Genomic DNA, 26,499 nt, shown 5'->3' with positions numbered 1-26,499 from the left:
CGCTGCCCGACGAGGGCTCCAAGCCCTACGAGACCCGCTGTCCGGTGGGAGGGCGCGGGCCGCATGCGCGCGCTGGATGTACTCGGCCGGGTACAGCTAGAGGCCGAGGTTGCGGTGCACCTCGAGTGTCGCGGTGGACCGGTTCATGGTGATGAAGTGGAGTCCCGGGGCGCCTTCGGACAGCATGCGCTCGGCAAGCTCGGTGGCGATCTGGACGCCGACCTCCCGCGTCGCCGCAGGGTCGTCCGCGACAGCCTCCAGCCTCGAGAGCACGGCGGAGGGCAAGGGGGTCCCCATGAGCTGCGCCATCCTCGCGATCTGCTTGAAGTTGGTCACCGGCATGAGGCCCGGCGTGATCGGCAGGCTCCGGCGCGCCGCGACGGCGTCCCGCAACCGCAGGTACGTGTCCGCGTCGAAGACCATCTGCGTCACCGCGAACGTGGCACCCGCATCCGCCTTGCGGACCAGGACCTCGACGTCATGGTCGAAGCCAGCAGACTCGGGGTGCACGTCGGGGAAGGCCGCGACGCCGACCGTGAAGTCGCCCAGTGCTCGCACCAGACGCACCAGGTCCTCGGCATGGTCGAGACCCTCTGGATGCGCCACCCACTCCCCTCCCACGTTGCCAGGGGGGTCGCCGCGAAGCGCCAGGATGTTGCGCACGCCGCTCGCGGCATACAGGCCGACCACCTGGCGCAGGGCCGCCACCGAGGCACCTACACAGGTGAGGTGCGCCAGCGGGACGAGCGTCGTCTCGCGCGCGATCCGCTCGGTCACGCGGACGGTGCGGTCCTGGTTGGAGCCACCGGCGCCGTACGTCACGGACACGAAGTCGGGGCGCACCGCTTCCAGGCGACGGATCGCGTCCCAGAGCGCACCCTCGCTGGCGTCGTCCTTCGGGGGGAAGAACTCGAAGCTGATGGAGGGTGTCGGGGCGGCGAGCATGCCAGGGATCGACCGGGTGAGGCGCTCCGGTCGAGCCAGTCGAGATGGTTGGCCCAGTGCCATGGCGGTGAGACTAGTCGAGTGACGTGGCCGTAGGCTCAAGGCTGCACCGGCTGAGACCGGTGCACCACCGTCGACGACAGACGCCTTGGAGGACCGCGTGGTGGCCAGCCCTCTCGACGCCGCACAGCTGCGCGAACGCGTCCAGCGCTGCGTCGACGACGTGCTGGCACACCAGTCCCGCGTACTGGCTGAGGTCGGGCCGGACACGCTGGAGCTCCTCGGCGCGGTCGCGCGCCTGCTCAGCGGGGGGAAGCGGCTCCGCGCGGCGTTCCTCTACTGGGGGTACCGGGCCGCCGGGCAGCCGGACTCGGATGCGGTCGTCCGGGTGGCGACAGCGATGGAGTTCTTCCAGGCGGCTGCCCTCATCCACGACGACGTGATGGACGACAGCGACACCCGACGCGGTATGCCGGCCACGCACCGCTCGCTGGCGGCTCGCCACCAGGAGCAGGCATGGGCCGGTGATGCCGGCAGGTTCGGGGTGGCAGGGGCCATCCTCGCCGGCAACCTCTGCCTCAACTGGACCGAGGAGCTGTACGCCACCTCCGGCCTGGAGGCGTCACACCTTGCCCGCGGTCGGTCGGTCTTCGACGTGATGCGAACCCAGCTCATGGGTGGGCAGTTCCTCGACGTCGTGGAGTCCGCGAGGCCGTGGACTGCGATCTCGACGACCGAGCGCATCGAACGAGCCGAGCGGGTGATCAGGTTCAAGAGCGCCAAGTACACCGTCGAGCACCCGCTGCTCATCGGAGCCGTGGCCGGAGGCGCGGACGAGCAGGATGTGGCGGCCCTGTCCCGTTTCGGGCTCGGCCTGGGGCAGGCCTTCCAGCTCCGGGACGACCTCCTGGGGGTGTTCGGTGACCCGGTGGCCACGGGCAAGCCGGCCGGGGACGACCTGCGAGAGGGAAAGCGGACGGTGCTCGTTGCGCATGCCCTCGCAGGTGCGGACGCGGAGGGCCGGGCCGTACTCGAGGGTCGGCTCGGTGACCCCGGTCTGGACGAGGCGGCTGTGGAGCGGCTCCGTGACGTGATCAGCGCGAGCGGGGCCGTCGATGCCGTCGAGGCTGACATCTCCCGACTGGCCGGCGCGGCGCGCATGGCCCTGAAGTCGACCCGGGACCTGCAGCCCGAGGCCGTTGGCGTCCTCGACCAGCTGATCGACAGCGCGACCACGCGAGAGTACTGACAGCTAGAACGCCTGCTCCATGGCGCGGCGCCGCACCTCCGTCTTGAAGCCCGCCGCCAACGCGTCCACCGGGGTGCCGCCCGTGCGCAACGTGCTGTTCGGCGTGAACAGCCAGCGCACGATCTCCTCGTCGTCCATGCCGCCGTCGGAGAGCACGGTGAACGTGCCCCGCAGATGCCGGAACACCGCCTCGTCGAGGAACTGCTCCGGCACGGACACGACGCGGCGCTCCCCGACGCGCAGGGCGAGAAGCTCACGGTCCTCGATGAGGCGCCGAACAGCCGACAATGGCACCCCCAGCCGCTCCGCGGCGTCGGGAACGGTCAGCCAGGAGCCGACGAGTGTCTCCAGTGGGGTGTCGGCTGCGGCGGTCGGCTCAGGTCCGGTGGGCGTGTCAGTCACAGGGACAGCCTGCCAGCCACCGTACGCAAAGCAAATTACATTGATGTAAGTCAATATAAATCGCCCTTAGTGGTGTACGTTTCACAAACGTCACAGTCGCCACTCCCCTCCCTCCAGTACCGCTGTCCGCACACCGCGCTCACTGGACCGCCCGAAAGGCAGCTCCCCGATGTCCCCTGTGATCGCTCCTGCAGCGCTCCCTTCGGTCTCGACCCTGACCCCGCCCGCCGTGGTCCAGAAGGCCAAGCCGGCGCCGCACGGCTGGACCTCGTACACGGTGCGCAATGGCGACACGCTGGCCGCCATCGCGGCGCGGACGGGCACCACAGCGGGCACCTTGGCAGCGCACAACCGGCTCAGGGCAGGCGGTAACCACCTCGCCGTCGGGCAGCGGCTGTCCGTGCCCAAGTCGGCGCGCCAGGCAAGGGCCGAGGCCGCGAGGGCCAGAGCGGCGGCGGCGGCACGCGCGGCCGCGATCAGGCGCGCCACGTACGTCGTACGGCCCGGTGACACCCTCAGCCACATCGCCGCTCGCAAGGGTGTCTCCCTGGCCGCGCTGCTCAAGGCGAACCGGCTCTCGACCCGCTCGGTGATACAGGTGGGGCAGAAGGTACGGATCCCCGGAGCAGGCGCGGCGAGCGCCCGCCGTCCCGCGGCCCGCCCTTCGACAGCCACCACGACGACGTACCGAGTGCGCGGTGGCGACACGCTGAGCGGCATCGCGACCCGTACGCGGACCTCCCTGCGCTCGCTGCTGTCCATGAACCGGCTGAGCTCACACAGCGTGATCCACCCGGGGCAGCGGTTGAGGGTCCGAGGCACGACAGCCGTCGCGGCGGCCTCCACCGCGTACGTCGTGCGCTCCGGTGACACCTTGAGCGGGATCGCGGTCCGTCACCACGTCACCCTCGCCGCCCTGCTCAAGGCGAACCACCTCGCGAACGCGAACCGCCTCACCCTGGGGCAGCGGCTGCGCGTGCCCGGCAGGAAGGCGAGCACGGCAAGCAGCTCGAACACCTTCGCAGGCCGCACCTACTCCAGCGCGATCGTGAGCTCGGCGAACCGCAACCGAGCACGCCTGGCGCGCTCGTCGGTCCCCAGCCGCAGCCAGACCCGCGCGATGGTCATCGCGACCGCCCGCCGGCACGGGGTGGACACGAGGCTCGCCCTGGCCGTGGCCTGGCAGGAGTCGGGCTGGAACCAGCGACAGGTCTCCGTGGCGAACGCGATCGGCGTCATGCAGGTCATCCCCTCGTCAGGGCGGTGGGCCTCGGACATGGCGGGGCGCCGGCTGAACCTGCTGAGCACCCAGGACAACATCACTGCCGGTGTGGTCATCCTGCGTTCGCTGACCAGGTCGGCGACCACGGTGGACCAGGCCATCGCCGGGTACTACCAGGGCCTCTACTCCGTCCAGCACCAGGGCATGTACGCCGACACGAAGGCCTACGTCGCGGCCGTCAAGTCGCACCGCAGCCGCATGTGAGGTCGGGCTCCCAGCCCTCCCCGGACCTGCCTGCACGGACCGGCCCTTCGGACCTCCTACACTTTGCGGGTGTCTTCCGGTGTCACCGAGTCCCTCCTCGGCCGCATGCTCGACGGGCGTTACCGCGTCCAGTCGCACATCGCCGACGGCGGGATGGCATCGGTGTACCTGGCGCTGGACACCCGCCTGGACCGCGACGTCGCGCTGAAGGTCCTGCGCAGCGACCTGGCCCAGGACGAGGCGTTCGTCAGCCGGTTCCGTCGGGAGGCGCGTTCGGCCGCGCGCCTGTCGCACCCCAACGTGGTCGCGGTCTTCGACCAGGGCGAGGACGAGGGGCACATGTTCCTGGCCATGGAGTACGTGCCGGGCAAGACCCTGCGGGAGGTGATGCGGGCCGAGGGTCCGCTGACGCCGCGGGCAGCCCTCGACATCATCAGTCCAGTACTGCAGGCGCTGGGCGCGGCCCATCGGGCGGGGATCATCCACCGGGACGTGAAGCCGGAGAACGTGATCCTGCGCGAGGACGACGGCACGGTGAAGGTGGCCGACTTCGGCCTCGCCCGGGCGGTGTCCGCGCAGACCTCAACCTCCCAGACCGGGGTCCTGCTTGGCACCGTGGCGTACCTCTCCCCCGAGCAGGTCGAGCGCGGCGTCGCCGACGCCCGCAGCGACGTCTACGCGGCGGGGCTGATCCTCTTCGAGATGCTGACCGGCAGCAAGGCCTTCACCGGCGACAGTGCCATCCACATCGCGTACCAGCACGTCCACGGCTCGGTACCCGCGCCGTCGTCCCGGGTGAGCTCCGTGCCCGCCGAGCTCGACGCGCTCGTGGCCCTGGCAACCGCGCGCGACCCCGACCAGAGACCCACCGATGCATCGGACCTGCTTGCCGAGGTGCGCAAGTCGCGCGGCATGCTCAGCCCCGCAGAGCTCGACCGCCGGCCCGACGGGCCGGCTGCGCCCGGCGGTGGTGCCAGCACCGTGGCCGTGGACCGCACCAGTGCCCTGCCCGTCGAGACGGCGCGAGGGCAGGGCGGCGGCGCTGACGCCGGCCGCGCCGGGCGACCGCTGCCACCGGTCGCGCTGCCGTTCGACCAGACGCCGACTGCGCCTGCGACCGTCTTCGGCGCGCCTGCTGCAGCCCCACCGGCTGCGGCGAGGGACGGGGGCCCCTGGCGCTGGGCGCTCCTCGCGCTCGTCCTCGCCGTGGTCGCGGCCGGCGCGGCCTGGTACTTCCTGTCCGGGCCCGGCTCTCCCACGGTCGTGCCCAGCGTTGCGGGGCAGTCCTTCGTGCAGGCCCAGCGGGCACTGGCTGCGGCGCATCTGGGGGCCGACAGGGTGGACTCGTTCGACGAGACGATCGCCAGGGGCACGGTGATCCGGACCGACCCAGGGGCCGGCACACAGGTCCGACGTGGGCAGGACGTCTCCGTGACCGTGTCCAAGGGGCCAGAACGGTACGCGGTGCCCGCCCTCGTGGGATCGACGCGCACCGAGGCGCAGGCACGCCTCCAGAGCGTCAAGCTCGCTCTCGGCAAGACGGCCCAGGCGTACGACGAGCGGGTCGATGCCGGGCTCATCGTGAGCGTGAGCCCGCGGCAGGGAACCCTTCTCAGGCGCGGGGCGGCCGTGGACATCGTCGTCAGCCGGGGACGTAAGCCCATCCAGGTCTCCGACTTCACGGGCAAGCCCGCCACGGCGGCGGTCGACGCCCTGACGCAGGAGGGTCTGACGGTCGACGCCACGCGCCAGGAGAACAGCGACACGGTGCCTAAGGGAAGCGTCGTCTCGCAGAGCCCCGCCAGCGGCACGCTGTTCCGCGGCGACAAGGTCACCCTCGTGGTGTCGAAGGGCCCGGTTCTCGTCGCGGTCCCCGACGTGCAGGGCAAGCAGGAGGCGGAGGCCACGAAGCTGCTGACCGACGCTGGCTTCAAGGTCACGATCAAGCGGTTCATGGGCGGCATCTTCGGCACCGTGCGCAGCCAGGACCCGGCGAGCGGTACCGAGCAGCCCAAGGGGACCGTCATCACCTTGGTCATCGTCTAGCTCGAGCTCTCCGTGCGCCCTCCCATCGCGGCCTCGCGGCTCGCCACCCTGCTTCTCGTGTCCGTCACGGCGGTCTGGGGCTCGACCTTCTTCCTGATCCGCGACCTCGTCGCCCACGTACCCCCCGCCGACTTCCTCGCGGTGCGGTTCGCGATCGCCGCCGTGGTGATGGCGCCGCTCTTCCGTCGTCAGACCATGGCGCTGGACCAGCGGGAGCTGGTCATCGGGCTCATCCTCGGGGTGCTCTACGGGCTCGCCCAGCTGCTCCAGACCATCGGGCTCGAGCACACCGACGCGTCGGTGTCCGGGTTCGTCACCGGCACCTACGTCGTCCTCACACCGCTGCTCGGTGCGCTGCTGCTGCGCGACCGTGTCCCCGGTGCGACCTGGGTCGCGGTCGGCCTCGCTACGGCCGGTCTGGCCGTGCTCTCTCTGCAGGGTGCCTCCGTCGGCCTCGGGGAGGCCCTCACCCTGGCGGCTGCCGCCCTCTACGCCCTGCACATCATCGGCCTCGGCCGCTACTCGACTGCCGCCGCTGCTAACGGGCTCGCCACGGTCCAGGCCTTCGTCATCACCGTTGTCACCCTGGTGGGCGCGCTCCCCGGCGGTGTGACGCTTCCCGCCACGGGCCGACAGTGGGCCTCGCTCCTGTACATGGCTCTCGTCGCGGGCGCGGTGGCGCTCTGGGCCCAGACCTGGGCGCAGTCGCAGCTCTCCGCCACGAGGGCCGCCATCGTCATGACGATGGAGCCGGTGTTCGCAGCGTTCTTCGCCGTCCTTTTCGGTGGCGAGTCGCTCACCGGCCGTATGGTGCTCGGCGGGGTCCTCGTGCTCACCGCCATGTACGTGGTGGAGGTGCTCGGCCGGTCACCCGGGCGCACCGCCCAGGACGACCCTCCGGCAGAGCTCCTGCACCACGAGGTGTGAGGCGCCAAGCTCCAGGCTCGGACCTCCACAGCAGCCGCGTCACGTGCTCGGCGGGCCGCTCTCCAACAACGGCGCCAGGGCGGCGATGGCTCGGTCGGTCGCTGTGTCGTCGACGTCCAGGTGCCAGACGAGCCTGACGGCCGTACCACTCACGGGGTACAGCCGGATGCCGTGGTCCGCCGCTGCGGCGACGAAGGCATCCGCCGTCCAGCCGGCGACAGCGACGTGCAGGATGACGATATTGGTCTGGACCGTCTCGGGATCTACCGAGCCGGGCGCCGCCTGCGCGGCGGCCGCGGCGAACCGGTGAGCGCGCGCGTGGTCCTCCGCGAGCCGCTCCACGTGGTGGTCCAGGGCGTGCAGCCCCGCCGCGGCGAGGATGCCGACCTGCCGCATCCCGCCACCGAACCGCTTCCGCCAGACCCTCGCCTCGGCCATGTGGTCGGCAGACCCGGCCAGGACCGAGCCGATCGGCGCGCCGAGGCCCTTGGACAGGCAGACGCTCACCGTGTCGAACAGCCTGCCGTACTCGGACAGCGCGATGCCCGTCGCGACATGGGCGTTCCACAGGCGCGCGCCGTCCAGGTGCAGGGAGACTCCGCGGCCGCGGGTGCCCTCCCACAGGGCACGCATCTCCTCGAGTGGCTGGACCGTGCCACCGCCGAAGTTGTGGGTGTTCTCCACCACGACCAAGCGGGTGTTCACCTGGTAGGCGCCACCGGAGGGTGTCATCAGTCCCAGCGGCTGCGAGGCGTCGAGGAGACCTCGATGGGCGACCCACGAGCGCGACGAGATGCCGGACAGCACGGCGGCCGCGCCGAGCTCGGCGCGCAGCACGTGCGCCAGCGAGTCCGCGATGAGCTCTTCCCCGGGCTTGACGTGCAAGCGCAGACCGAGCTGGTTGGCCATCGAGCCGGTGGGGGTGAAGAGCGCAGCCTCGTGCCCGAGCAGCGCAGCAACCCGGGCCTCCAGCTCGCGGACGGTGGGGTCCTCGCCGAAGACGTCGTCGCCGACTGGAGCCGCGGCCATGGCGGCGCGCATCTCCTGGGTCGGCTTCGTCAGGGTGTCGGAGAGCAGGTCGACATCGACGGACGTCGTGGTCGGCATCCGGCTCAGTCCCGGGAGAGCATCTCGGCGACCAGGAAGGCCAGCTCGAGACTCTGCTGGTGGTTGAGACGGGGGTCGCAGACCGTCTCGTACCGCTTCGTGAGGTCGGCGTCCAGGATCTTCTCGGCACCGCCGATGCACTCCGTGACGTCGTTGCCGGTGAGCTCGACGTGGATGCCCCCTGGCACCGTCCCGAGTCCCTGGTGCACCTCGAAGAACCCGCGGACCTCCTCCACGACGTCCTCGAAGTCCCGCGTCTTGTAGCCGCTGGCCGACTCGAAGGTGTTGCCGTGCATGGGGTCGCAGATCCACGTCACCTGGGCGCCGGACGCGGTGATCTTGTCGACCAGCGTCGGCAGCGCCTCGCGCACCGTCTTGGCCCCCATCCGGGTGATGAAGGTGAGCCTGCCGGGCTCGCGGTCGGGGTCGACCTTGTCGATGAGCCGCAGGACGTCGTCCACCTCCGCCTTCGCGGACAGCTTGATGCCGATGGGGTTGAGCACCTTGGAGACGAAGTCGATGTGCGCCCCGTCGATGTCCCGCGTCCGCTCGCCCACCCAGATGAAATGACCGCTGGTGTCGTAGAGCTCGCCGGTCCGGCTGTCCACGCGCGTCAGGGGACGCTCGTAGTCCAGGAGCAGCGCCTCGTGGGCGGAGAAGAACTCGGTGGTCCGCATGGCTTCGAAGTTCGCACCGCACGCGTGCATGAACTTCATCGCCTTGTCGATGTCCTTGGCCAGACGCTCGTACCGGCTGTTGGCCGCGTTGGACACGAAGCCGCGGTTCCAGTCGTGCACGTGCCGCAGGTCTGCGAAACCGCCCTGCGTGAACGCTCGCACCAGGTTCAGCGTGGCCGAGCTGGCGTGGTACGCCCTGACCAGACGCTGCGGGTCCGGAGTGCGGGAGGCCCGGGTGAAGTCGAAGTCGTTCACCATGTCACCGCGGTAGGCCGGCAGGGTGACGCCTTCGCGGGTCTCGTCCCCACTGCTGCGGGGCTTGGCGTACTGGCCCGCCATCCGCCCCACCTTCACGACCGGGACGGAGGCGCCGTAGGTCAGCACGGCGGCCATCTGCAGGATCGTCTTGACGCGGTCGCGGATGTTGTCGGCGGTGGCCGCGGCGAAGGTCTCGGCACAGTCGCCGCCCTGGAGGACGAAGGCCTCGCCCTTGGCGGCGGCAGCCATCCGGGACTTCAGGACGTCGCACTCACCCGCGAAGACCAGCGGAGGATACGACCCGAGCTCCGCGACAGCGCTCGAAAGCCGCGCTGCGTCCGGCCATGCGGGCTGCTGGGCAGCCGGCAGGTCGGCGCCGGCGGCCAGGCTGGCGAGGGGATCCCGGTGTGCGGTGCTCACCGGTCAAGGATAGGCGCCGGCGTCGAGCCCCCTCTGCACAGCCCAGATCTCGGTCATGTGACGTCAGGGACTGCTTCCGGGTGGGCTCCACGGCAGGTTCAGCGGCGTGACTCCCCGGCCCTGCCCCGTCGACGGCGCCAGAGGCGCTCCGGCTGTAGACCGCGGGGGTACGGCCGGTCGGGATGGGGAAGCACGTCCTGGACGATCCGGGGCAGCTGGACCACACGGCGCCGCAGCTGCTCCTCCTTCCAGCGGCGGTGGATACGGGCTCGATCCTCCAGGTTCAGCCGAGACAGGACCTGTTGGACGGCGGCGAGAACGGACCCTCGCAACAGCCACGACGACGTGTCCTCGTGCGCTTTGACGAGGACCAGGTCGGTAAGGATGGCCTGGGTCTCCCGCAGGATGTCCAGGCTCTCGGCCAGCGCTAGCTCGGTCTCCTGCTCGCGTCCCTCCGCCTCAGCGATGACCAGGCTGCCGAAGGCGCGCAGACAGTCAGCGGTGTCGTGCAGCACCACCGCGAACGCCCCCCGCAGCTCCGCGCCATACGGGTCGTCGGCCCCAGCCTGTTGGGGCACCTCGGCCAGCACGACGGCGAACAGGGCACGGATGGCCAGCAGACAGTGTTCGAGGGCGTCGAGCCCCGAGGCCAGCACCGGCTCGACATCCACCGTGCCCAGTGCTCGAGGGTTGAGCCGCCGGCTGTCCTTGAGGTGCGCGACCGCGGTCGTGGCTCGAGCGACCTGACGGTTGGCGGACCGCGCCCTGTCGATCAGCGAGCTGACCTGTTCGCGGGTCACCGGGCCGGCGAGGAGGGCGTCACCTGCGGCGTCGAGGGGCGCCGCAGCCGCCTCGACCACCTGGAGCACAGCCTGGCGGGCCGAGGCGGTGGGCATGGCCGGCGGGTAGACAAGGTTGAACGCCACGCCGACCGCCGCGCCGACCAAGGTGTTGAGGATCCTCGTCTCGGCCGCCACGTCATGGTTGCCGACAGCAAGGATCAGCATGGCGCTGATCGGCGTCTCCAGCGCCTGCTCGCCCAGCCGCAGCACCTTCGCCAGGAGCAGCGAGGCCGCAATGGCCGCACCCAGGCTCCACCACGTCAACCCGATCCAGGTGGAGAGCAGGGTGGCGACAAGGATCCCGGCCAGCACTGCTGCCACCCGCACTGCGCCCATCTTGATCGTGGAGAAGGCGGTGGCCTGCACCACGAGCAGCGCAGTCAGTGGCCCGGTCAGGTCCACGGCGCCCTGGGTCAGGGCGCGCGACACGAGGTAGGCCACGACGGCGGCGGCCGTCAGCCGGAAGACCGTGGAGAGTGTGGGTCGCAGTCGCCGGGGCAGGTCGCGCCAGGTGCGGGGATGCCCGGGCCAAGCCCAGTCGGCAAGGCGGCGCCACGCGGACCCGTCGGCGTCGTTCGTTGGCGACACCCCAGGGATCGTACGAGGTCGCGTGCCGCGGTAGCCACCCGTAGGGCCCAGACCGGCCTCAGGGCTTTAGGCCTCCGTGACGCCAGGCCCCAGGGCGGTATGCCTCAGAGCGTTGGGCCTCCGTGACCTAGGCCTCCGGCGCCTCGAGCCCCTTGGCGATCGCGAAGCGGACCAGCGCGATGCGGTTGTGCAGCTGGAGCTTGCCGAGCGTGTTCTGGACATGGTTCTGCACCGTGCGGTGCGAGATGAACAGCTCCGCCGCGATCTCCTTGTAAGACAGCCCGGTCGCCACGAGCTTGAGGACCTCCGTCTCCCGAGCAGTGAGCTCGGGGATCGGGCGGGAGGAGTCCGTGTGAGGCTGGGTCGAGAGCTTGTGGAACTCGCCCAGCACCAGGCCGGCCAGCCCGGGCGTGAAGACCGCCTCGCCGCGGGCGGTGGCATTGACCGCATTGACGATCTCCTCCCGCGAGGCGGACTTGACCAGGTAGCCGGTCGCTCCGGCCTTCACCGCCTCCAGCACGTCCTGCTGCTCTCCGGAGGCGGACAGCACGAGCACGCGCGTCGGCAGGTCCCCGAGGGCCGCGCAGACCTCGTGGCCACGGAGTCCGGGCAGGTTGAGGTCGAGGACCAGGACGTCCGGCCGGGTCGCCTTCGTACGGTTCACCGCCGACGGGCCGTCGGCAGCAGTCGCGAGGACCGACATCCCCGCCTCCGCGAGGTCGCGTGCGACAGCGTCGCGCCACAAGGGATGGTCGTCCGCGACGACCACCGTGACCACCGTGGTGCTGTGCTCGGTCATCGCACTCCTTCGCCGTCGGCCGAACCATACTTGGGCACCTGCATGCGCACTGTGACACCCGCGCCTTCCCGCGAGGAGTACTCGGCCCGGCCACCGAGGTCCGCCACCCGCCCCCGGATGCTCGACGACGCACCGAGGCGGCCCGCGGCGGCCGCCTCCTCCAGCCGGCCCTGGGCCATACCGACGCCGTTGTCCCGCACCGTCAAGGCGACCGAGTCACCCTGGTCCTCGAGCAGCACCCAGACCTGCGCCCCCTGCCCTGCGTGCAGGCGGACGTTGTCCAGAGCAGCGCCGACCGCGGCGACGAGCTCTGTCGCGACCTCCGCGGGCACCGCCACGGGGTCGGCGGGAGCGACCAGCTGCACTGCCCCACCCGCGTACCGGGCAAGCCCCTGGCGCAGGTCCACCTCACCCGTGCCGCCGTCTTCGGACCCCGACAGGGACGCGCCGCTGACCAACGCGCGCAGCTGACGCTCCTGGTCCGCCGCCATCCCGCCCAGGGCCGCTGCCTCCCCGCCGAGCTCTCGGCCCCGCCTGTTGATAAACGCCAGAGTCTGCAGGACACCGTCGTGCACCGTCCGCGCGAGGCGTTCCCGCTCACGCACCTGGGCCTCCAGGACCAGCGCCTCACGCAGCTTGACGTGGCCCTCGCGCGCCAGGTCGCACGCATACCCGACCAGCGCTCCGATCAGCAGCAGCAGAACGATGTTGTTGACGGTGTTCGGAGTGGCCCGGCGCACCTCCACGAGGTCCACCAGGCCGATGAGGATGGCTGCGGGCACGCCGCCCTTGCGCCCGAGCAGCACCGCGGCGGATACCACGCCGGCAGCCGGCCAGAACGTGGGCAGCGTCCGCGACCCTGCCTCGATCTCCGCGGCCGTGTCGACCAGGCGGGTGGCGAGGACGGCCCCTGACGCCAACAGCAGCTCGACGGCGACCAGCCAGGCGTTCCGCTGGCGATAGAACACCAGGAGCACGGTCCACGCCCCGAGGAGAGCCAGGACCGACCATGCCAGTGCGGGCCGGAGCAGGTCGTGCGGACGATCCCACAGCGAGTACGCCGCATAACCCAGCGCGATGGGGCGGAAGACGTCGATGCCCTTCCAGAGTGCCGAGACGACCTCCGGCTGGGAGCCCGGTGCGGCAACCGGCCGCAGGTCAGCTCGGCTCAGGGGACGCACCACGCGCGGCTCAGCTGGCCGCGCGACGGTCCGGCGGGAGCTCGCTGTCCGCCTGGTCCGCCTGCCCCCGGTGCGGCGCGGCGCCCTCGCCGAGACGGCCGGTGGACTCGTCGATGTCCGCCACGGCGTCGTCGACCGCCGGCCGCTGGCTACGCGCGGTGTCCTCGTCGCCTGCGTCGAGCGCCTCCTCCAGCTCCTTCGCCGCCGTCCCGGGAAGGGCTGCCTCCTGGAGCTCTCGGGCCTTGGTCCTCGCCGCGGCAAGGATCCGGTTCTTCATCGACGTCGCGTATATGTCGACGTACTCCTGACCGGACAGCAGCATGAGCTCGTACATGATCTCGTCGGTGATGGACCGCAGGACGAACCGGTCGTCCTCCATCCCCTCGTAGCGGGAGAAGTCGAGCGGCTTGCCGATCTTCACGCCGATCCTGATCAGCTTGGGGATCTTCGTGCCCGTGGGCTGCGCCTTGTCCGTGCCGATCATGGCGACCGGCAGGACCGGGACCTTGCCCTCCAGGGCCATCCGGGCGACCCCCGTACGGCCCCGGTAGAGCCGGCCATCGGGGCTGCGCGTGCCCTCCGGGTAGATCCCCAGCATCTCTCCGCGTCGCAGGACCTTCAGACCGGAGCGCAGCGCCGCCTCCCCGGCGCGGCCACCGGAACGGTCGACCGGCAGCTGGCCCACGCCGCGGAAGAAGGCCGCCGTCAGCCGGCCCTTCAGGCCGCGCCCCGTGAAGTAGTCCGACTTGGCCAGGAACGTCATCCGCCGGGGCACCACGAGTGGCAGGAAGATGGAGTCCGAGAACGACAGGTGGTTGCTCGCGAAGATCACCGGGCCCTCGTCCGGGATGTTCTCCTCCCCCTCGACCCACGGCCGGAACAACAGCTTGAGGATCGGGCCCAGCACGACCGTCTTGAGAACCCAGTAGAACACGCACTACCTCCTGTGACGCGGTGAACTCTACGGCACTCTGTACGGCCCGACCCCTGCATGCGAGGATGCGCCAGCAACCGCTACCCCGCCGCCCGAGGAGTTCCCCGTGACCGTGCTGCCCGGCGCCGAGCCCTACTCGCACGACGGCTCCGGCACCGGCGTTCTGCTGGTCCACGGCTTCACCGGCACGCCCCAGGGAATGCGTCCATGGGGCGAGCACCTTGCGGCACAGGGGTACACCGTGCGGGTCCCGCGCCTGCCCGGCCATGGCACGACCTGGCGAGACATGAACAGGACCCGGTGGCAGGACTGGTATGCCGAGGTGGACCGCACCTTCCGCCAGCTCTACGAGCGCTGCGACCGGGTGTTCGTCGGTGGCTTGTCGATGGGTGGCGCCCTGGCCCTGGCGCTGGCCCAGGACCAAGGACCACGCGTTTCCGGCCTGGTCCTGGTGAACCCGGCCGTGAAGTTCGAGGACTGGCGAGTCCGCCTCGTGCCGATCCTGAGGCACGTGATGCCTAGTGCCGCAGCGATCGCCAGCGACATCAAGAAGGCTGGGGTGACCGAGCTCGCCTACGACCGGTCGCCGGTGCACGCTGCCCACTCGCAGTTCGTGGCCTGGAAGAACGTGATCAGGGACCTGCCCGAGGTGACCCAGCCGGTGCTGGTGCTGCACTCACCGGACGACCATGTGGTGCCGGCGTCGAGCTCCGAGCTGATCCTCGCGCGCATCTCCAGCGCCGACTCCACCGAGATCCTGCTCCACGACAGCTACCACGTGGCTACCCTCGACAACGACGCGCCACGTATCTTTGAGGAGTCGGTGCGGTTCATCGAGCGGCTCAGCTAGAGAGCTCGAGTGCAGCTTCTCCCCTGGACCTGAAGGACTTCCCATGAGCGACCGGGACGTGGACGCCGAGTTCGCGGACATCATCGCGCACTGGGACGACGTACAGGTCGACCCCCGCTCGACCGGTGAGCAGGGCCAGCTCCCGCAGGCACCCGAGGGCGACCGGCCGCCCGACCCAGAGCCCGAGCCTCGGCCAGAGCCGGTGAACCCCCCGCCCGAGTCCCGGGCGCACCCGGTGAACCCCCCGCCGACACGTCCCTTCGTCGTATGGCGCGGCGCGGACCAGGGCGCCTCGGACGAGCAGGTCGCCGCGCACCCGCCGCAGGAGGCACGCAGCGAGCCGCACGCGGCGGCGGAGGACGAGGAGGAGCACTTCGAGCCTGGACCCACCGCTCCTCTGCCCCCGCAGGAAGACCTCCAGTTCTGGGGGATCATCGTGGGGCTGGTGGCGGGCCCCCTCCTGCTGCTGTGGCTGGTGATGTTCAGGCCGGGGGTCAGCGGCTGGTGGACCGTAGGTGCACTCGGTCTCACCATCGGAGGTTTCGTCCTGCTGGTGCTGCGCCAGCCACACTCGCGCGACGAGGACGACCCCGACGACGGCGCCAGGGTCTAGCGCGACGCGTCCACCGCACCGTCGGGGAGGCCGACGTTCAGGTCGACCCAGGTCGGCCGGTGGTCGCTCGCAGCCGCGAGGTCGGCGTCGTCGAGAGGCACCTCCTGATGGGGCAGCACGGGCAGGTCCGGTGAGGCGAAGATGACGTCGAGCATCCGATGCGGAGCCTTGGCGGGGTACGTCGGCCGCGCCGGTGACACGACCCGCAACCGACCCGCGAACATCCGCCACGCCGCGCCGGACTCACTCTCGTTGAGGTCGCCGGCCAGGAGCACCCGAGCGCTCGCCGAGAGCGTCCGCAGGATCCGCTCGGCATGGGCCACCCGCTCCCGGGCGTCCAGGCTGAGATGCACCGAGGCGACGAGGAGCGCCGGGTGACCTGCCGGGGCGACGCTCATCACGGCATACCCGCGGGTCCGCTGGAGGGCGGCCACCGGCAGGCGCAGGTGGCTCGACTCGGCAACGTGGACCCGCAGCGAGGTGAAGATGGTGGTGCCGCCGCTGCCGCGATGCCTCCCGGACCAGTACAGGCCGCACTCCGCGGCGAACGCGGACACGCGCCAGGGCGAGAAGAGCCGACGCGGCACCTCCTGAAGGCACAGGACGTCCGGGTCGATGGTGCGGATCACCCGCGCGGCCGCGCGTCGGTCCAGGGTCAGGTCCTTGAGGTTGTAGGACGCGACCCGGATCGTGCTCACTGCCGGCCGTCTGCGTCCCGACGGGCGAGGTCGGCCGCCCCGATGAGGCCCGCCTCGTTGCCGAGCTGCGCGGCCACGATCCGCGCCTCGGGCCGGTAGCCGCGACCAGCGAGGTGCCGACGGAACGTCGTCCGCGCCGGCTCCAGGAGGAGGTCGCCCGCGGCGCTGACGCCACCACCGATGACGAAGACACCGGGGTCGAAGGCGGCGGCGAGGTTGGCGATCCCTATCCCGAGCCACTGGCCGATCTCGGTCAGGAGCTCGGTGGCCGTGGGGTCGCCCTCGCGAGCCGCCTCGGTGATCATCGGACCGGTGAGCGCCATCGGGTCGCCGTCGACGCGCGCCAACAGGTCCGTCGCCATCGGGCTGTTCGCCGTCATCAGCGACCGAGCCTCGCGCACGAGAGCGTTCCCCGAGGCGTACTGCTCCCAGCAGCCGCGGTTCCCGCACTCGCACCGTTGGCCACCCGGAACAACCTGCATGTGGCCGAACTCGCCGGCGATGCCGTAGCGGCCTCGCATGATCTGGCCGTCGAGGACCAGGGCGCCGCCGATGCCCGTACCGAGGTTCACCATCATCACGTGGGAGTCCTGCTGCGCCGCGCCGAACCGCCACTCCGCCCAGGCAGCGGCGTTGGCGTCGTTGTCCACCGAGATGGGCACGGGGACCCGACGCTGGAGGTTGGCCTCGAGGGGCTCGTCCCGCCAGGAAAGGTGCGGAGCGAAGACCACCGTCGCCCGGTCGGCCGCGACGAAGCCCGCCGCTCCGATCCCCACGGCCGCCACCTCGCAGCTGGTGGACGCCAGAAGCTCGGCGACGACCTCGACGATCGTGTCCTCGACCACGCCGGGACTCTTGGAGCGGTGCGGAGTGTCACGTCTGGCCCGGCCGACCACCCTGCCGTCGACGTCGACGAGACCGCCGGCGACCTTGGTGCCGCCGATGTCGATGCCCACCGAGAGCCGCTCGCTCACGCGCCCACCCCGTGCCCGCCGTTGCCGTCTGCGACGTCGACGACGTCCTTGCGCTCGTCCTCGCCTTCGTCCTCGTCCTCGATCGGGATGTCGTCTACGCCGCCGCCGCGGCCTCCGTGCCGGGGACCGGGGTCGGCGCCGGCCCGGGCGGGTTCGCGGCGCCGAGCAGCGAGGTCACGCAGGGCTGTGGTGACGGCGCCGGCCAGGTCAGCCAGCCGGTCCACCGTCTCGGGACGGATCGACCGCAGCACGCCGATGCCCTGGCACACCGGACACAGCTCGCACACCACCGGTCGGCCTAGCCCAGCCTTCGCCCCGCAGTGAGCACATCGCGGCCCGGCTGCGTGGTCCTTGCCCGCTACAGGGCTCTCGGCATACCGGTCGCTGCCGGCGCTCTGCGCCCACTCGCCGAGGGCGTCGACCAGCCGCGCGGCCTCCTCGGCCACCGACCCGACTGGGGAACGGTCCTGCTCAGCCACGGGGCCATACCTCCTCGTCAGGGGCGAAGCGGACGCGCAGCTGTCCGTCTCGCACGGAGGCGCCCTCGACCACGCATCGTTGCAGAGCCGCTGGGAGGGTCAGCACGCGGCGGTGTTCGCCGACTGCTACCAGCAGCTCGTCGCCACGCCGCTGGAGCGCCAGATCGCTGGCGTGGGCCAGGGGCAGCGGCAGCGTCAGGAGGAACCCGTACGTCGTGCGCTCCACTGAGAGGCCGTGGTGCCGTACCGGCGCCAGCAGCACCTCGCGCAGGTTCTGGGCGTCCCCCCGTCCGTTCGCGTGCCGGTCTGCCTGCTGGTCTGGATGCCGGTCTGGAGGCCGGTGTCGATTCCCGTCTGCCGGGCCGAGACTCTCGGCGTCAACGTCCTGCGCCCGTGCCAGTTCGGCCAGGGCTTCGACACCGATGGGCTCCTGCGACAGGTAGGGCGTCACCGAGACCGGTAGGCCGGCGAAGGACTCCCGCACCTCCACCAGCCCTGCCCGCTGGGCGACGTTCCACCCGCTCCGCCACGCGTCGGGCGCCTCCTGGGCCGCCCCGCCGACCCCGGCCGCGGCATCGGGGAAGACGCGGTTCACGATCACGCCGTCGACGACGAAGCCGTACAGCGAGAGCGACGTCCAGGTCCGTCGGGACTCGGCGATGACGACGCGTTCCGGCGTGAGCACCAGGCGCACGGAGGCCTGGTCGCCCGTGAGCAGCCGGTGCACTGCTCTCATGTCGCTGTGCCAGCCCGTCACTGCTTCCAGCACAGCAGGATCGGGCAGGGGCACCCCGGCCGCCACCGCCGCAGCGGGCCGAAGCGAACGGATCAGGCCCCGCTGCGCCGGCAACAGGCGCTCGAGGTGCCACGCGAGAGCCTCGGGCAGCGCCAGGAGCCGCAGCGTCTCGGCCGTCGGCGCGCAGTCGACGACGACGAGGTCCCACGGGCCGGACTCGACCTGCGCGCGCAGCTCGAGCACGGCGGCGATCTCCTCGGCGCCGGGCAGCCGGGTGAGCTCCTCAGCCACCACTGTGTCGATTCCCACGGTGCCCAGCACGGAGAGGAGGTAGTCCTGTACAACCCTCCAGGACTCTCCGAGGAGCTGCGGCGGGCTCACCTGGAGCGCCGACAGGCCAGGCTCCACCTCGACCGGCGACCCTGCACCGGCGAGCTCCACCGCCAGCGCGTCTCCGAGGGAGTGCGCGGCATCGGTGGACATGACCAGGGTCTTCACGCTCGCTCGGGCAGCCCGGACCGCGGTGGCCGCAGCCGTCGTCGTCTTGCCGACACCGCCCTTGCCGGTGAAGAGGATGACGCGCATCAGCGTACGAGGCCTGGCTCCGTCAGCCCTCGACCCGCTTCTTCAGCTCCTTGAGCGCGGTGTCGATGATGACCTTCTCGGCCTTGCGCTTCAGCATTCCCAGCATGGGGATCCGCACGTCCACGGCCAGCCTGTACGTCACGGTCGTGGCGTCCTTGCCCTGGGCGGCCAGCGTGTAGGAGCCGTTCATGGCCTTGAGCACGCTTGCCTCGACCAGGCTCCAGGAGACGACTCCCGTCCCGTTCTTGCGCACGTCCCAGTCGTAGTCGAGAACGTAGGTGTCCTTGATGGCGCCGGCGTCCAGGGTGAACTGCACCTGGTCGGCCCAGCCGTCGCCCTCCTCGGTGAGGACGCTGACCTTCTTCACCTCGGTGGCCCACTGCGGGTAGCTCTCGAAGTCGGCGATCACGTCGAGGACCTCGCCAGGCCTGGCTGCGATCTCGATGCTGGACTCGGTGCGGTCGGCCATGCGCGGAAGGCTACAGCGTGTTGCCTTCGAGGCGGTCCTTCAGCAGGTGCACCGCCAGCTTCCACCGGCGGGTATGCCGGACGGCCACATCCCGGGGCGCTCGCGGGCCCGGCGTGCCGCGGACGTAGTGGTGGACGACCGCGCCGTCCCACCATGGTTCGATCCAGACCTCCATCTCCCCGACCACCTGGCCGTCGACGGCCCACCGGACCCCCAAGATGCCCCGGTCGCGCAGGACGGTGCGCGAGACATGGGGCCACACGCGCGCCGCCCACGCCTGGTCGTCCAGCTGGGCGCGGATCGCCCCAGGTGAGGCACGGATGAACGTGTCGTCGACGATGTCGATCCGTCGCGACCTCATGGCGACAGTGTTTCCCATGTCACCGCGGCATTTGCTCGCGCACGCCCTGATCCCCTCTACCGGTCGGTAGTCTGGCCCCCTCAGGCAGTCATGCCTCGTCAAAGGAGACTCCGTGCAGGAACATGTCGCGCCGCCCCTCGTCGAGCCCACGGCGAAGGGAAGCCTTGCCGACCTCCCGGCGCGCAACGCAGCCAGCAACCCCACGTCCGTGGCCTTCTCGCGCAAGGAGGACGGACGCTGGGTCGACGTGACGGCCGCTCAGTTCCACGAGGACGTCCGTGCGGTGGCCAAGGGGCTCGTCGCGGCCGGGATCAAGCAGGGCGACCGCGTCGCGATCATGTGCAAGACACGGTACGAGTGGACGCTCACGGACTTCGCGATCTGGACTGCGGGCGCGGTGACCGTGCCGATCTACGAGACCTCCTCCGCGGAGCAGGTCAGCTGGATCCTGGCGGACTCCGCAGCGAACGGCATCATGCTCGAGACGCCGTCCCACCAGGCGACGCTGGACGAGGTCAAGGACCAGCTTCCGGCGCTCAAGCACGTCTGGCAGGTGGATGCCGGAGCCGTGGCCGAGCTCAAGGCCGCCGGCGTGTCGGTCTCCGACGAGGACCTCGCAGCCGCAACAGCCGGTGTGGACCGCTCGAGCATCGCCACGATCATCTACACCTCCGGGACCACCGGCCGCCCCAAGGGCGTGCAGCTCACCCACGACAACTTCATGGCCCTGGCGGACAACGCCATTACCAAGCTCCACGAGGTCGTGAAGGCGCAAGGCGCCTCCACCCTGCTCTTCCTCCCGCTCGCCCACGTCTTCGCCCGCTTCATCCAGGTCCTGTGTGTCGCGGGCGAGGCGAAGATGGGGCACAGCGCCGACATCAAGAACCTGCTCGCGGACTTCGCGGAGTTCAAGCCGACCTTCATCCTCTCCGTGCCCCGCGTGTTCGAGAAGATCTACAACTCCGCAGAGCAGAAGGCCACGGCGGAAGGCAAGGGCAAGATCTTCGCCACCGCGGCCGACACGGCCATCGCCTGGTCCTCGGCGCAGGATGCAGGCGGCGCCGGCCTCGGTCTGAAGCTTCGGCATACCGTCTTCGACAAGCTCGTCTACGCCAAGCTGCGTGCTGCCATGGGCGGCAGGGTGCTGTACGCCGTGTCGGGCGGTGCGCCCCTCGGGACCCGGCTGGGCCATTTCTTCCGCGGAATCGGCGTCACCGTGCTGGAGGGGTACGGCCTCACCGAGACCACCGCGCCAGCGACCGTCAACGTGCCCGACCGCGTCAAGATCGGCACGGTCGGAGCACCGTTGCCCGGCGTGGGGATCCGGGTCGCGGACGACGGCGAGATCCTCATTCGCGGCAACAACGTGTTCGCGGCGTACCACAACAACGACGAGGCCACTGCTGGCGCGGTGCAGGACGGCTGGTTCCACACCGGCGACATCGGGGAGCTGGACGAGGACGGCTACCTCAAGATCACCGGCCGCAAGAAGGAGCTGCTCGTGACCGCCGGTGGCAAGAACGTCGCGCCGGCCGCCCTCGAGGACCGGCTGCGCGCCCACCCCCTGATCTCGCAGTGCATCGTCGTCGGCGACCAGAAGCCGTTCATCGCCGCGCTCCTGACCCTGGACGAGGAGATGTACCCGACCTGGGCGAAGAACCACGGGATACCCGACGTGACCTTCGACCAGGCCCGCACGAACGACACGGTGCTCGCCGAGCTCCAGAAGGCCGTAGACGTGGCGAACAAGTCCGTCTCGAAGGCCGAGTCGATCCGCAAGTTCACCGTCCTCGACGGTGACTTCACCGAGGACAACGGATATCTCACGCCCAGCCTGAAGCTCAAGCGCAACATCGTGATGAAGGACTTCCACGACCAGGTCGAGGCCCTGTACTCGGCGGCGAAGGGGTGACCTCTACGGTCTAGGGCATGCCCGCCGGCGCGCGCCCGTCGTCCTCCCCCCAGGCCACCGTCTTCGCGGTGGCCTGGCTGCTGTTCTTCACGGCCCTCCAGTGGAGCGTCGTGCGGTACCGGATCCCCATCGTGGCGGCACTGTCGGCCGGCACGGTGGCACTGGCTCTCTGGCAGTGGCGCGGGTGGCGCGTCGGACTCACGCGGGGCGCGGTGGTCACGATGCTGGCCGGCTCCGCGCTGGCTACCCTGGCTGTCCCGCTCTTCAGCTACCTGGGGCCGACGGGGCTGGCCATCGCCACCACCCTCCTGGTCGCGGGACCGCTGGCCTGCGCCGGGCTGCTGTGGGCCACCAGCGGAGGTAGGGCCAGGGCAGCGGAAGCCGTGGCGGTGGCGACGTATGCCGCCTGCGCCGCCACCGCCGTCCTGTCGTCGCCGCGTCCACGCATCGACGTCTGGGTGACGCTGCAGCAGGCTGCGGACGCGCTGCTCGAGGGTCGCAACTTCTACGCCATGACCTGGACCGGCTCGCCGGGGATCCAGGACGCCTTCACCTACCTGCCGTGGACCGCCGTCCTCCTCGCCCCCGGCAGGTGGCTCCTGGGAGACGTCCGGTGGGCGCTGGCCTTCTGGACGCTGCTTTGCGTCGGCGGTGTATGGCTCCTCGGGCGGCGTCCTGGCCCCGGCCAGGCCTCCCCCGCACCTCTGCCCTCAACGCGTGCACCTGTCGGAGCCCCGGGTGGATGGGCCTGGAGGGCTGCCGCAGCCACGTCCGTGTTGCTCTTCGCGCCTGGAACGCTCACCCAGCTCGACCAGGCGTGGACGGAACCCCTGTTGCTCGCCGGGCTGGTGGCGTGGGCCGCACTGGTCCACCGCGGGCAGGGCTGGTGGGCAGTCGTGCCGTTGGCCCTCGCCTGCGCCAGCAAGCAGCACCTGGCGCTGCTCCTTCCCGTCCTCCTCGTATGGCGACCGTTCGGCTGGCGTCGCACCCTGGTTACCGGAGCGCTGACAGGTGTGCTGCTGCTCCCCTGGGTCGTGGCGGGTCCCGGCGACTTCGTCCACGACACCATCACGCTGCTGCTGTCGTTCCACCCGATCAGGTTCGCGAACACCCTGTACCTGCTGGCCCTGAACACCTTCGGCGTGACGCTCCCGTTCTACGTGACGGGCGTCGTGGTGCTCGGCACGCTCGCGGCCGTCACCTCGACGGTGTGGAGAAGACAGCCGCCGATGGGCCCGGTGCTGCGGTGGCTCGCCCTTGTCCTGCTCGTTGCCAACCTCGTCAACAAGCAGGCCTTCTACAACCAGTTCTGGCTCGTCGGATCCCTCGTCGTGGTGTCCTTGGTCGTGGAGGCCGCTCAGGAACCTGACGCGAGCGCCTTCAGATAGGCCAGCCACTCCCGGGTGAAGGAGGCCTGGCTGGTGTGCAGGACCGACCGGAAGGCGGCGCGGGTCGCGGCATCGGGGTCCTGCCGGCCGCCCGGCTGGCGGGGGGCGTCGGCGATCTGCAGGTACAGCCGGACCAGGGCCGCCCGGCCGTAGCGGTCCGCGATGCGGTTCACCGCCAGCCAGGCCGCGTTGTAGCTGGGCGCGATCGTGGTCCGTGACGGGTCGAAGTCCGCCTCTGCGGGCAGGGCCGTGGGTCCGTGGCCGGCCCTCACCCTGTCGAGCAGCGCCGCCGCGATCTGCGAACGGGTCGCACCGATGTCCCGGTAGCCGACAAAGTCCGCCATACCCTCCGACAGCCACAGCGGTACGGGGCCGTTCGTGCTCGCCCTGACAGCGACATGAGTGGCCTCATGGGTCACCACGACCTGACGCCCTCGCTGCTGCAGCGAGGCGAACGCACCGGGGTTGACGACGACCCGGTCGGCGACGGCGCGCCCCCGGGCGTCGAACGGCCCATCGGTGACGGCGGCGACCTGCTTGACGCTTCCCGGGTCCTGGCCGACCTGCTCGGCCATCTGGGCGGCGCTTGCGGGGACCACGAGGACCAGCTTGGCACGCCATGGCTCGGTCCAGACCGAACGCACCCGCTTGACGGCCAGGTCACCCAGGGCGAGGTAAGGCCGCAGCCGGCTCTGAGGGCCGCTGCCCACGACCAGGGTCGTCGCGCTCTGCAGGACGGTGAACCTCGGCAGGTCCCAGAGCTGTGGCTGGTTCCCGCCGTCCGCGTCGTCGGCGAGCTTCCACCTGCTGCCGCGACGCACCACCGTGAGGTAGGACTCGAACTCGTCGGGGGCGCTGTCGAAGCCTGCCAGCGAGTACCGCCCGCGCACCCGGCTGACCCACGCGTCGGGGCCGACCTGGGCTATCCGCTCGGCGCTGAGAGCGGGGGCCGGCTCCGGCGTCCCATAGCTGAACTGTGCCAGCGGGAGCTGGGACAGGGCCTCGAACTGCGCGAGCTGACGCAGGCCGAAGCCGGTCGTCGTGCTGTCCAGCGTGGCGACGAAGGCGCGGCGATCACGCGAGAGCACCGCGGCGGCGCGGCGGTTGAGAAGGGTGGTGAGGGCCTCCTCACGCAGCACGGTCGGGTCAGGCGCGTTCTGCGCACCAGGTGTCGACCCGGCCGTGCTGCTCACCGCCGGAGAGGTGCCACGGGACGTGGCGAGGGAGACATCCCCCGAGTGGCCGCCACCGGTGCAACCGGCGGCCAGCAGTGCGGCCGCGACGGCAGCCGCGACCCTCGGTGGTACGCGGAGCCTCACCGGGTCATCCTAGGCAGCCGGCTCACCCCACCGCGCGGACGTGGGTGGCCCACGGCTCTCGCCTGGCCTGGGCGGTGGCCGCCTCCTGGGCGCTGACGAGCCCCGCCGCCGCCAAGCGGGACACAGCGAGCCGTTCGGCGGCATCGAGGCGCAGCCCGCCCGCCGACGGGGCCTGCAGCGCCGTCACCATGCAGTCGTCACAGTGCAGGTCACGCACGGGACAGCTCTGACAGTCGATGATCACCCTGACCACCCCTTCCTGGTCCGAACTCCGGTGTGGGTCTCTTCCACCTGCCGACGACGCTACGAGACGCCACCGACAGGCCACCCAGCCCAGCGCCACCGACAGACCACCTACCCGACCGCGGCGCACCCGACCGCGGCGCACCCGACCGCGGCGCACCGGACCGCGGCGCCCACCCACACCCCGGCCCTGGCGCCACCAGGGACGGCGGCGTGCCGGGGCGGGCACAGGGCGCGCCTTCGACCCCCTGTCATACCGGCGGCATACCGTCGCGGCATGCAGATGGTCCAGGGCACCTTCGACGACTTGGGCACGGCTCTGGCCGATGTCACCTTCGTCGTCGTCGACCTTGAGACCACCGGGGGGAGCCCGCAGGACTCGGCCATCACCGAGATCGGCGCCGTCAAGGTCCGCGGGGGCGAGGTGCTCGGCGAGTTCCAGACCCTGGTCAACCCGCACCTGCCGATCCCCGCGTTCATCCAGGCGCTCACCGGGATCACCACCGCGATGGTCGCCGATGCCCCGCGTATCCAGTCCGCCCTGCCTGCGTTCCTCGAGTTCGCCCAAGGCTCGGTTCTGGTCGCCCACAACGCCGGCTTCGACATCGGCTTCCTCAAGATGGCGGCCCGCCAGCAGGGCATCGAGTGGCCCTCGCACCCCGTGCTGGACACCGTGCACCTGGCGAGGCAGCTCGTCACCCGGGACGAGGCGCGCAACCACAAGCTCTCGACCCTCGCCGCGCTGTTCGGTGCCACCACCACGCCGGACCACCGCGCGCTGCACGACGCCAGGGCGACCGTCGACGTGCTGCATGCGCTGATCGGCCGAGTCGGCAGCCTCGGGGTGCATACCCTGGAGGAGCTCTCGAGCTACACGTCGCGGGTGAGCCCCGCTCAGCGTCGCAAGCGCTGGCTGGCCGACGGGCTCCCCAACGAGCCCGGGGTCTACGTCTTCAAGGACGGCGCGGGCCGGGTGCTCTACGTCGGCACGTCCGTCAATATCCGCACCCGGGTGCGCAGCTACTTCACGGCGTCAGAGCGCCGGACCCGGATGGAGGAGATGGTGCGGCTCGCCGAGAGCGTCACGCCCATCGTCTGCGCCACCACGCTCGAGGCCGAGGTTCGCGAGCTGCGGCTCATCGCAGAGCACAAGCCTCGTTACAACCGCCGCTCCCGGTCGCCCGAGCGGGCCTCTTGGGTGAAGCTCACCGTCGAGGCGTTCCCGCGGCTGTCCATCGTGCGGGAGGTGCGCAACGACGGCGCGCGATACATCGGTCCCTTCAGTAGCCGCCTCTCGGCGGAGTCAGCGGTGGCGGCGGTGCACGAGGTGATCCCCCTGCGGCAGTGCGTCCAGCGGCTGACGCCCCACAGTCGGGTGGGGGCCTGCGTACTGGCGGACATGGGCCGCTGCGGCGCGCCCTGCACCGGGGCCCAGACCGTTCAGGAGTATGCGGCCATCGTCGACAGGGCCGGCCATGCGCTGGTCGGTGATTCGCGGCAGGTGGTCACCGCACTGCGGACGCGGATGGGCTCCTTGGCCGAACAGGAACGGTACGAGGACGCCGGCACCCTGCGGGACCGGCTGCTCGCACTGGTGCGCGGCATCGCCAGAGCGCAGCGCATCGCCCCGCTCGCCGCCAGCCCGGAGATCATCGCGGCACGGCCCGCGGCGCCCGGTGGCTGGGAGCTGATCGTCGTGCGCCACGGTCGCCTGGCCGCAACCGCGCTCTCCGCCCGAGGGGCGGACCCCATGCCGTACGTGGAGGCTCTGCGCACCACCGCCGAGGCGGTGCTGCCGGCACCGTGGCCGGCGCCCGCCGCCATCCCGGAGGAGACCGAGAAGATCCTGAGGTGGCTCGAGCTGCCCGGGGTCCGCATCGTCGACCTGGAGGGGGAGTGGACGTGTCCCGTCGGTGGGGCCGGCGGTGCCAGGGCCCATCTCGAGCCGGAGGTTCTGGCCCGCAACGACGTCGCGGGTTTCGTGGCTGCCTCCTGACGCCTCCCCCGCGGG

25 protein-coding genes are annotated in these 26,499 nt (G+C 70.9%); 9 read left to right on the top strand and 16 right to left on the bottom strand.

The annotated features are described in order from the left end of the window. Positions 1 to 96 precede the first annotated feature (96 nt). Entirely contained in the window at positions 97 to 1,008 is a 912-nt protein-coding gene (metF, locus tag PHA84_RS16030) for a methylenetetrahydrofolate reductase [NAD(P)H] (RefSeq protein WP_270889133.1), read from the bottom strand. Between the two features lie 100 nt (positions 1,009 to 1,108). On the opposite strand from metF, the gene PHA84_RS16025 reads away from it, so the two are divergent. Next, complete coding sequence (locus PHA84_RS16025) at positions 1,109 to 2,194, top strand: polyprenyl synthetase family protein (protein WP_270889132.1); 1,086 nt, start codon at positions 1,109 to 1,111, stop codon at positions 2,192 to 2,194. 3 nt (positions 2,195 to 2,197) lie between these two features. Here PHA84_RS16025 and PHA84_RS16020 read toward each other — a convergent pair whose 3' ends face one another. Continuing rightward, complete coding sequence (locus PHA84_RS16020) at positions 2,198 to 2,596, bottom strand: Rv2175c family DNA-binding protein (protein ID WP_270889131.1); 399 nt, start codon at positions 2,594 to 2,596, stop codon at positions 2,198 to 2,200. A gap of 169 nt (positions 2,597 to 2,765) precedes the next feature. Between PHA84_RS16020 and PHA84_RS16015 the strand changes: the two genes are divergently transcribed. The 3 genes from PHA84_RS16015 to PHA84_RS16005 all read left to right on the top strand — a co-directional run bounded on the left by PHA84_RS16015 (position 2,766) and on the right by PHA84_RS16005 (position 7,055). Next, positions 2,766 to 4,082 carry a LysM peptidoglycan-binding domain-containing protein gene (locus PHA84_RS16015; protein WP_270889130.1) on the top strand — a complete coding sequence of 439 codons (1,317 nt, stop codon included), beginning with the start codon at positions 2,766 to 2,768 and terminating at the stop codon, positions 4,080 to 4,082. A 69-nt stretch (positions 4,083 to 4,151) separates the two neighbouring features. Continuing rightward, the gene (pknB, locus tag PHA84_RS16010; RefSeq protein WP_270889129.1) at positions 4,152 to 6,128 is read left to right on the top strand and encodes a Stk1 family PASTA domain-containing Ser/Thr kinase; all 1,977 of its coding nucleotides are present in this window, start codon (positions 4,152 to 4,154) and stop codon (positions 6,126 to 6,128) included. A 12-nt stretch (positions 6,129 to 6,140) separates the two neighbouring features. Further along, entirely contained in the window at positions 6,141 to 7,055 is a 915-nt protein-coding gene (locus tag PHA84_RS16005; RefSeq protein WP_270889128.1) for a DMT family transporter, read from the top strand. Between the two features lie 39 nt (positions 7,056 to 7,094). Here the strand turns inward: PHA84_RS16005 and PHA84_RS16000 are convergent, their stop codons facing one another. The 6 genes from PHA84_RS16000 to PHA84_RS15975 all read right to left on the bottom strand — a co-directional run bounded on the left by PHA84_RS16000 (position 7,095) and on the right by PHA84_RS15975 (position 13,861). Further along, positions 7,095 to 8,162, bottom strand: coding sequence for a threonine aldolase family protein (locus PHA84_RS16000; RefSeq protein ID WP_270889127.1), 1,068 nt, complete (start codon positions 8,160 to 8,162; stop codon positions 7,095 to 7,097). A gap of 5 nt (positions 8,163 to 8,167) precedes the next feature. Continuing rightward, a complete protein-coding gene (locus PHA84_RS15995) occupies positions 8,168 to 9,517 on the bottom strand; it encodes a class II 3-deoxy-7-phosphoheptulonate synthase (RefSeq protein ID WP_270889126.1) in 1,350 nt (449 codons plus the stop codon). Positions 9,518 to 9,615: 98 nt separating this feature from the next. After that, positions 9,616 to 10,947 (bottom strand): FUSC family protein, encoded by a 1,332-nt coding sequence (locus PHA84_RS15990; RefSeq protein WP_270889125.1) that lies wholly within the window; start codon positions 10,945 to 10,947, stop codon positions 9,616 to 9,618. 127 nt (positions 10,948 to 11,074) lie between these two features. Beyond that, positions 11,075 to 11,746: a response regulator gene (locus PHA84_RS15985; RefSeq protein WP_270889124.1), complete on the bottom strand. Its 672-nt coding sequence runs from the start codon at positions 11,744 to 11,746 to the stop codon at positions 11,075 to 11,077. Continuing rightward, the gene (gene macS, locus PHA84_RS15980; protein ID WP_270889123.1) at positions 11,743 to 12,930 is read right to left on the bottom strand and encodes a MacS family sensor histidine kinase; all 1,188 of its coding nucleotides are present in this window, start codon (positions 12,928 to 12,930) and stop codon (positions 11,743 to 11,745) included. The genes PHA84_RS15985 and macS overlap by 4 nt, the downstream gene beginning before the upstream one ends. Positions 12,931 to 12,937: 7 nt before the next feature. After that, positions 12,938 to 13,861, bottom strand: coding sequence for a lysophospholipid acyltransferase family protein (locus PHA84_RS15975; protein ID WP_270889122.1), 924 nt, complete (start codon positions 13,859 to 13,861; stop codon positions 12,938 to 12,940). A 106-nt stretch (positions 13,862 to 13,967) separates the two neighbouring features. Here PHA84_RS15975 and PHA84_RS15970 point away from each other — a divergent pair, with 106 nt between their 5' ends. Next, positions 13,968 to 14,711, top strand: coding sequence for an alpha/beta hydrolase (locus PHA84_RS15970; protein ID WP_270889121.1), 744 nt, complete (start codon positions 13,968 to 13,970; stop codon positions 14,709 to 14,711). 43 nt (positions 14,712 to 14,754) lie between these two features. Next, a complete protein-coding gene (locus PHA84_RS15965; RefSeq protein ID WP_270889120.1) occupies positions 14,755 to 15,324 on the top strand; it encodes a hypothetical protein in 570 nt (189 codons plus the stop codon). On the opposite strand, the gene PHA84_RS15960 is transcribed toward PHA84_RS15965, so the two are convergent. From PHA84_RS15960 to PHA84_RS15935, 6 genes are read right to left on the bottom strand one after another with little or no spacing between them, the layout of a single operon-like run. Continuing rightward, entirely contained in the window at positions 15,321 to 16,022 is a 702-nt protein-coding gene (locus PHA84_RS15960) for an endonuclease/exonuclease/phosphatase family protein (protein ID WP_270889119.1), read from the bottom strand. The genes PHA84_RS15965 and PHA84_RS15960 overlap by 4 nt on opposite strands. After that, positions 16,019 to 16,996 carry an ROK family glucokinase gene (locus PHA84_RS15955; protein ID WP_270889118.1) on the bottom strand — a complete coding sequence of 326 codons (978 nt, stop codon included), beginning with the start codon at positions 16,994 to 16,996 and terminating at the stop codon, positions 16,019 to 16,021. The genes PHA84_RS15960 and PHA84_RS15955 overlap by 4 nt, the downstream gene beginning before the upstream one ends. Further along, positions 16,993 to 17,475, bottom strand: a complete 483-nt coding sequence (locus tag PHA84_RS15950) for a hypothetical protein (RefSeq protein WP_270889117.1) — start codon at positions 17,473 to 17,475, stop codon at positions 16,993 to 16,995. Before PHA84_RS15950 ends, PHA84_RS15955 begins: the two co-directional genes overlap by 4 nt. Next, on the bottom strand, positions 17,468 to 18,796 hold the full coding sequence (locus tag PHA84_RS15945) for an ArsA family ATPase (RefSeq protein WP_270889116.1): 1,329 nt from the start codon (positions 18,794 to 18,796) through the stop codon (positions 17,468 to 17,470). The genes PHA84_RS15950 and PHA84_RS15945 overlap by 8 nt, the downstream gene beginning before the upstream one ends. A 22-nt stretch (positions 18,797 to 18,818) precedes the next feature. Next, positions 18,819 to 19,265, bottom strand: a complete 447-nt coding sequence (locus PHA84_RS15940; RefSeq protein WP_270889115.1) for an SRPBCC family protein — start codon at positions 19,263 to 19,265, stop codon at positions 18,819 to 18,821. Between the two features lie 10 nt (positions 19,266 to 19,275). Next, a complete protein-coding gene (locus tag PHA84_RS15935; protein WP_270889114.1) occupies positions 19,276 to 19,626 on the bottom strand; it encodes a hypothetical protein in 351 nt (116 codons plus the stop codon). A 112-nt stretch (positions 19,627 to 19,738) separates the two neighbouring features. Here PHA84_RS15935 and PHA84_RS15930 point away from each other — a divergent pair, with 112 nt between their 5' ends. Both PHA84_RS15930 and PHA84_RS15925 read left to right on the top strand, forming a co-directional pair. Then, positions 19,739 to 21,538 (top strand): AMP-dependent synthetase/ligase, encoded by a 1,800-nt coding sequence (locus PHA84_RS15930; protein WP_270889113.1) that lies wholly within the window; start codon positions 19,739 to 19,741, stop codon positions 21,536 to 21,538. A 17-nt stretch (positions 21,539 to 21,555) separates the two neighbouring features. After that, positions 21,556 to 22,926, top strand: coding sequence for a hypothetical protein (locus tag PHA84_RS15925; protein WP_270889112.1), 1,371 nt, complete (start codon positions 21,556 to 21,558; stop codon positions 22,924 to 22,926). On the opposite strand, the gene PHA84_RS15920 is transcribed toward PHA84_RS15925, so the two are convergent. Together PHA84_RS15920 and PHA84_RS15915 are read right to left on the bottom strand one after the other, a co-directional pair. Beyond that, a complete protein-coding gene (locus PHA84_RS15920; RefSeq protein ID WP_270889111.1) occupies positions 22,896 to 24,245 on the bottom strand; it encodes a hypothetical protein in 1,350 nt (449 codons plus the stop codon). The genes PHA84_RS15925 and PHA84_RS15920 overlap by 31 nt on opposite strands. 22 nt (positions 24,246 to 24,267) lie before the next feature. Beyond that, positions 24,268 to 24,462 (bottom strand): hypothetical protein, encoded by a 195-nt coding sequence (locus PHA84_RS15915; protein ID WP_270889110.1) that lies wholly within the window; start codon positions 24,460 to 24,462, stop codon positions 24,268 to 24,270. Positions 24,463 to 24,765: 303 nt separating this feature from the next. Between PHA84_RS15915 and PHA84_RS15910 the strand changes: the two genes are divergently transcribed. Then, complete coding sequence (locus PHA84_RS15910; protein WP_270889109.1) at positions 24,766 to 26,484, top strand: DEDD exonuclease domain-containing protein; 1,719 nt, start codon at positions 24,766 to 24,768, stop codon at positions 26,482 to 26,484. Positions 26,485 to 26,499 lie beyond the last annotated feature (15 nt).

Origin of the sequence: Pedococcus sp. 5OH_020 (assembly GCF_027812955.1) — a bacterium.
Taxonomy (GTDB): Bacteria; Actinomycetota; Actinomycetes; order Actinomycetales; family Dermatophilaceae; genus Pedococcus.
The sequence above is the reverse complement of the archived record's forward strand: the minus strand, read 5'-3'. Positions and strand labels throughout refer to the sequence as shown.

What these genes read in the sequence shown, in the direction of transcription:
- PHA84_RS15940 (WP_270889115.1), bottom strand. Translation starts at nt 19,265, where the DNA reads ATGGCCGACCGCACCGAGTCCAGCATCGAGATCGCAGCCAGGCCTGGC.
- PHA84_RS15985 (WP_270889124.1), bottom strand. Translation starts at nt 11,746, where the DNA reads ATGACCGAGCACAGCACCACGGTGGTCACGGTGGTCGTCGCGGACGAC.
- PHA84_RS15925 (WP_270889112.1), top strand. Translation starts at nt 21,556, where the DNA reads ATGCCCGCCGGCGCGCGCCCGTCGTCCTCCCCCCAGGCCACCGTCTTC.
- metF (WP_270889133.1), bottom strand. Translation starts at nt 1,008, where the DNA reads ATGGCACTGGGCCAACCATCTCGACTGGCTCGACCGGAGCGCCTCACC.
- PHA84_RS16000 (WP_270889127.1), bottom strand. Translation starts at nt 8,162, where the DNA reads ATGCCGACCACGACGTCCGTCGATGTCGACCTGCTCTCCGACACCCTG.
- PHA84_RS15935 (WP_270889114.1), bottom strand. Translation starts at nt 19,626, where the DNA reads ATGAGGTCGCGACGGATCGACATCGTCGACGACACGTTCATCCGTGCC.
- PHA84_RS15910 (WP_270889109.1), top strand. Translation starts at nt 24,766, where the DNA reads ATGCAGATGGTCCAGGGCACCTTCGACGACTTGGGCACGGCTCTGGCC.
- PHA84_RS16015 (WP_270889130.1), top strand. Translation starts at nt 2,766, where the DNA reads ATGTCCCCTGTGATCGCTCCTGCAGCGCTCCCTTCGGTCTCGACCCTG.
- PHA84_RS15965 (WP_270889120.1), top strand. Translation starts at nt 14,755, where the DNA reads ATGAGCGACCGGGACGTGGACGCCGAGTTCGCGGACATCATCGCGCAC.
- PHA84_RS15945 (WP_270889116.1), bottom strand. Translation starts at nt 18,796, where the DNA reads ATGCGCGTCATCCTCTTCACCGGCAAGGGCGGTGTCGGCAAGACGACG.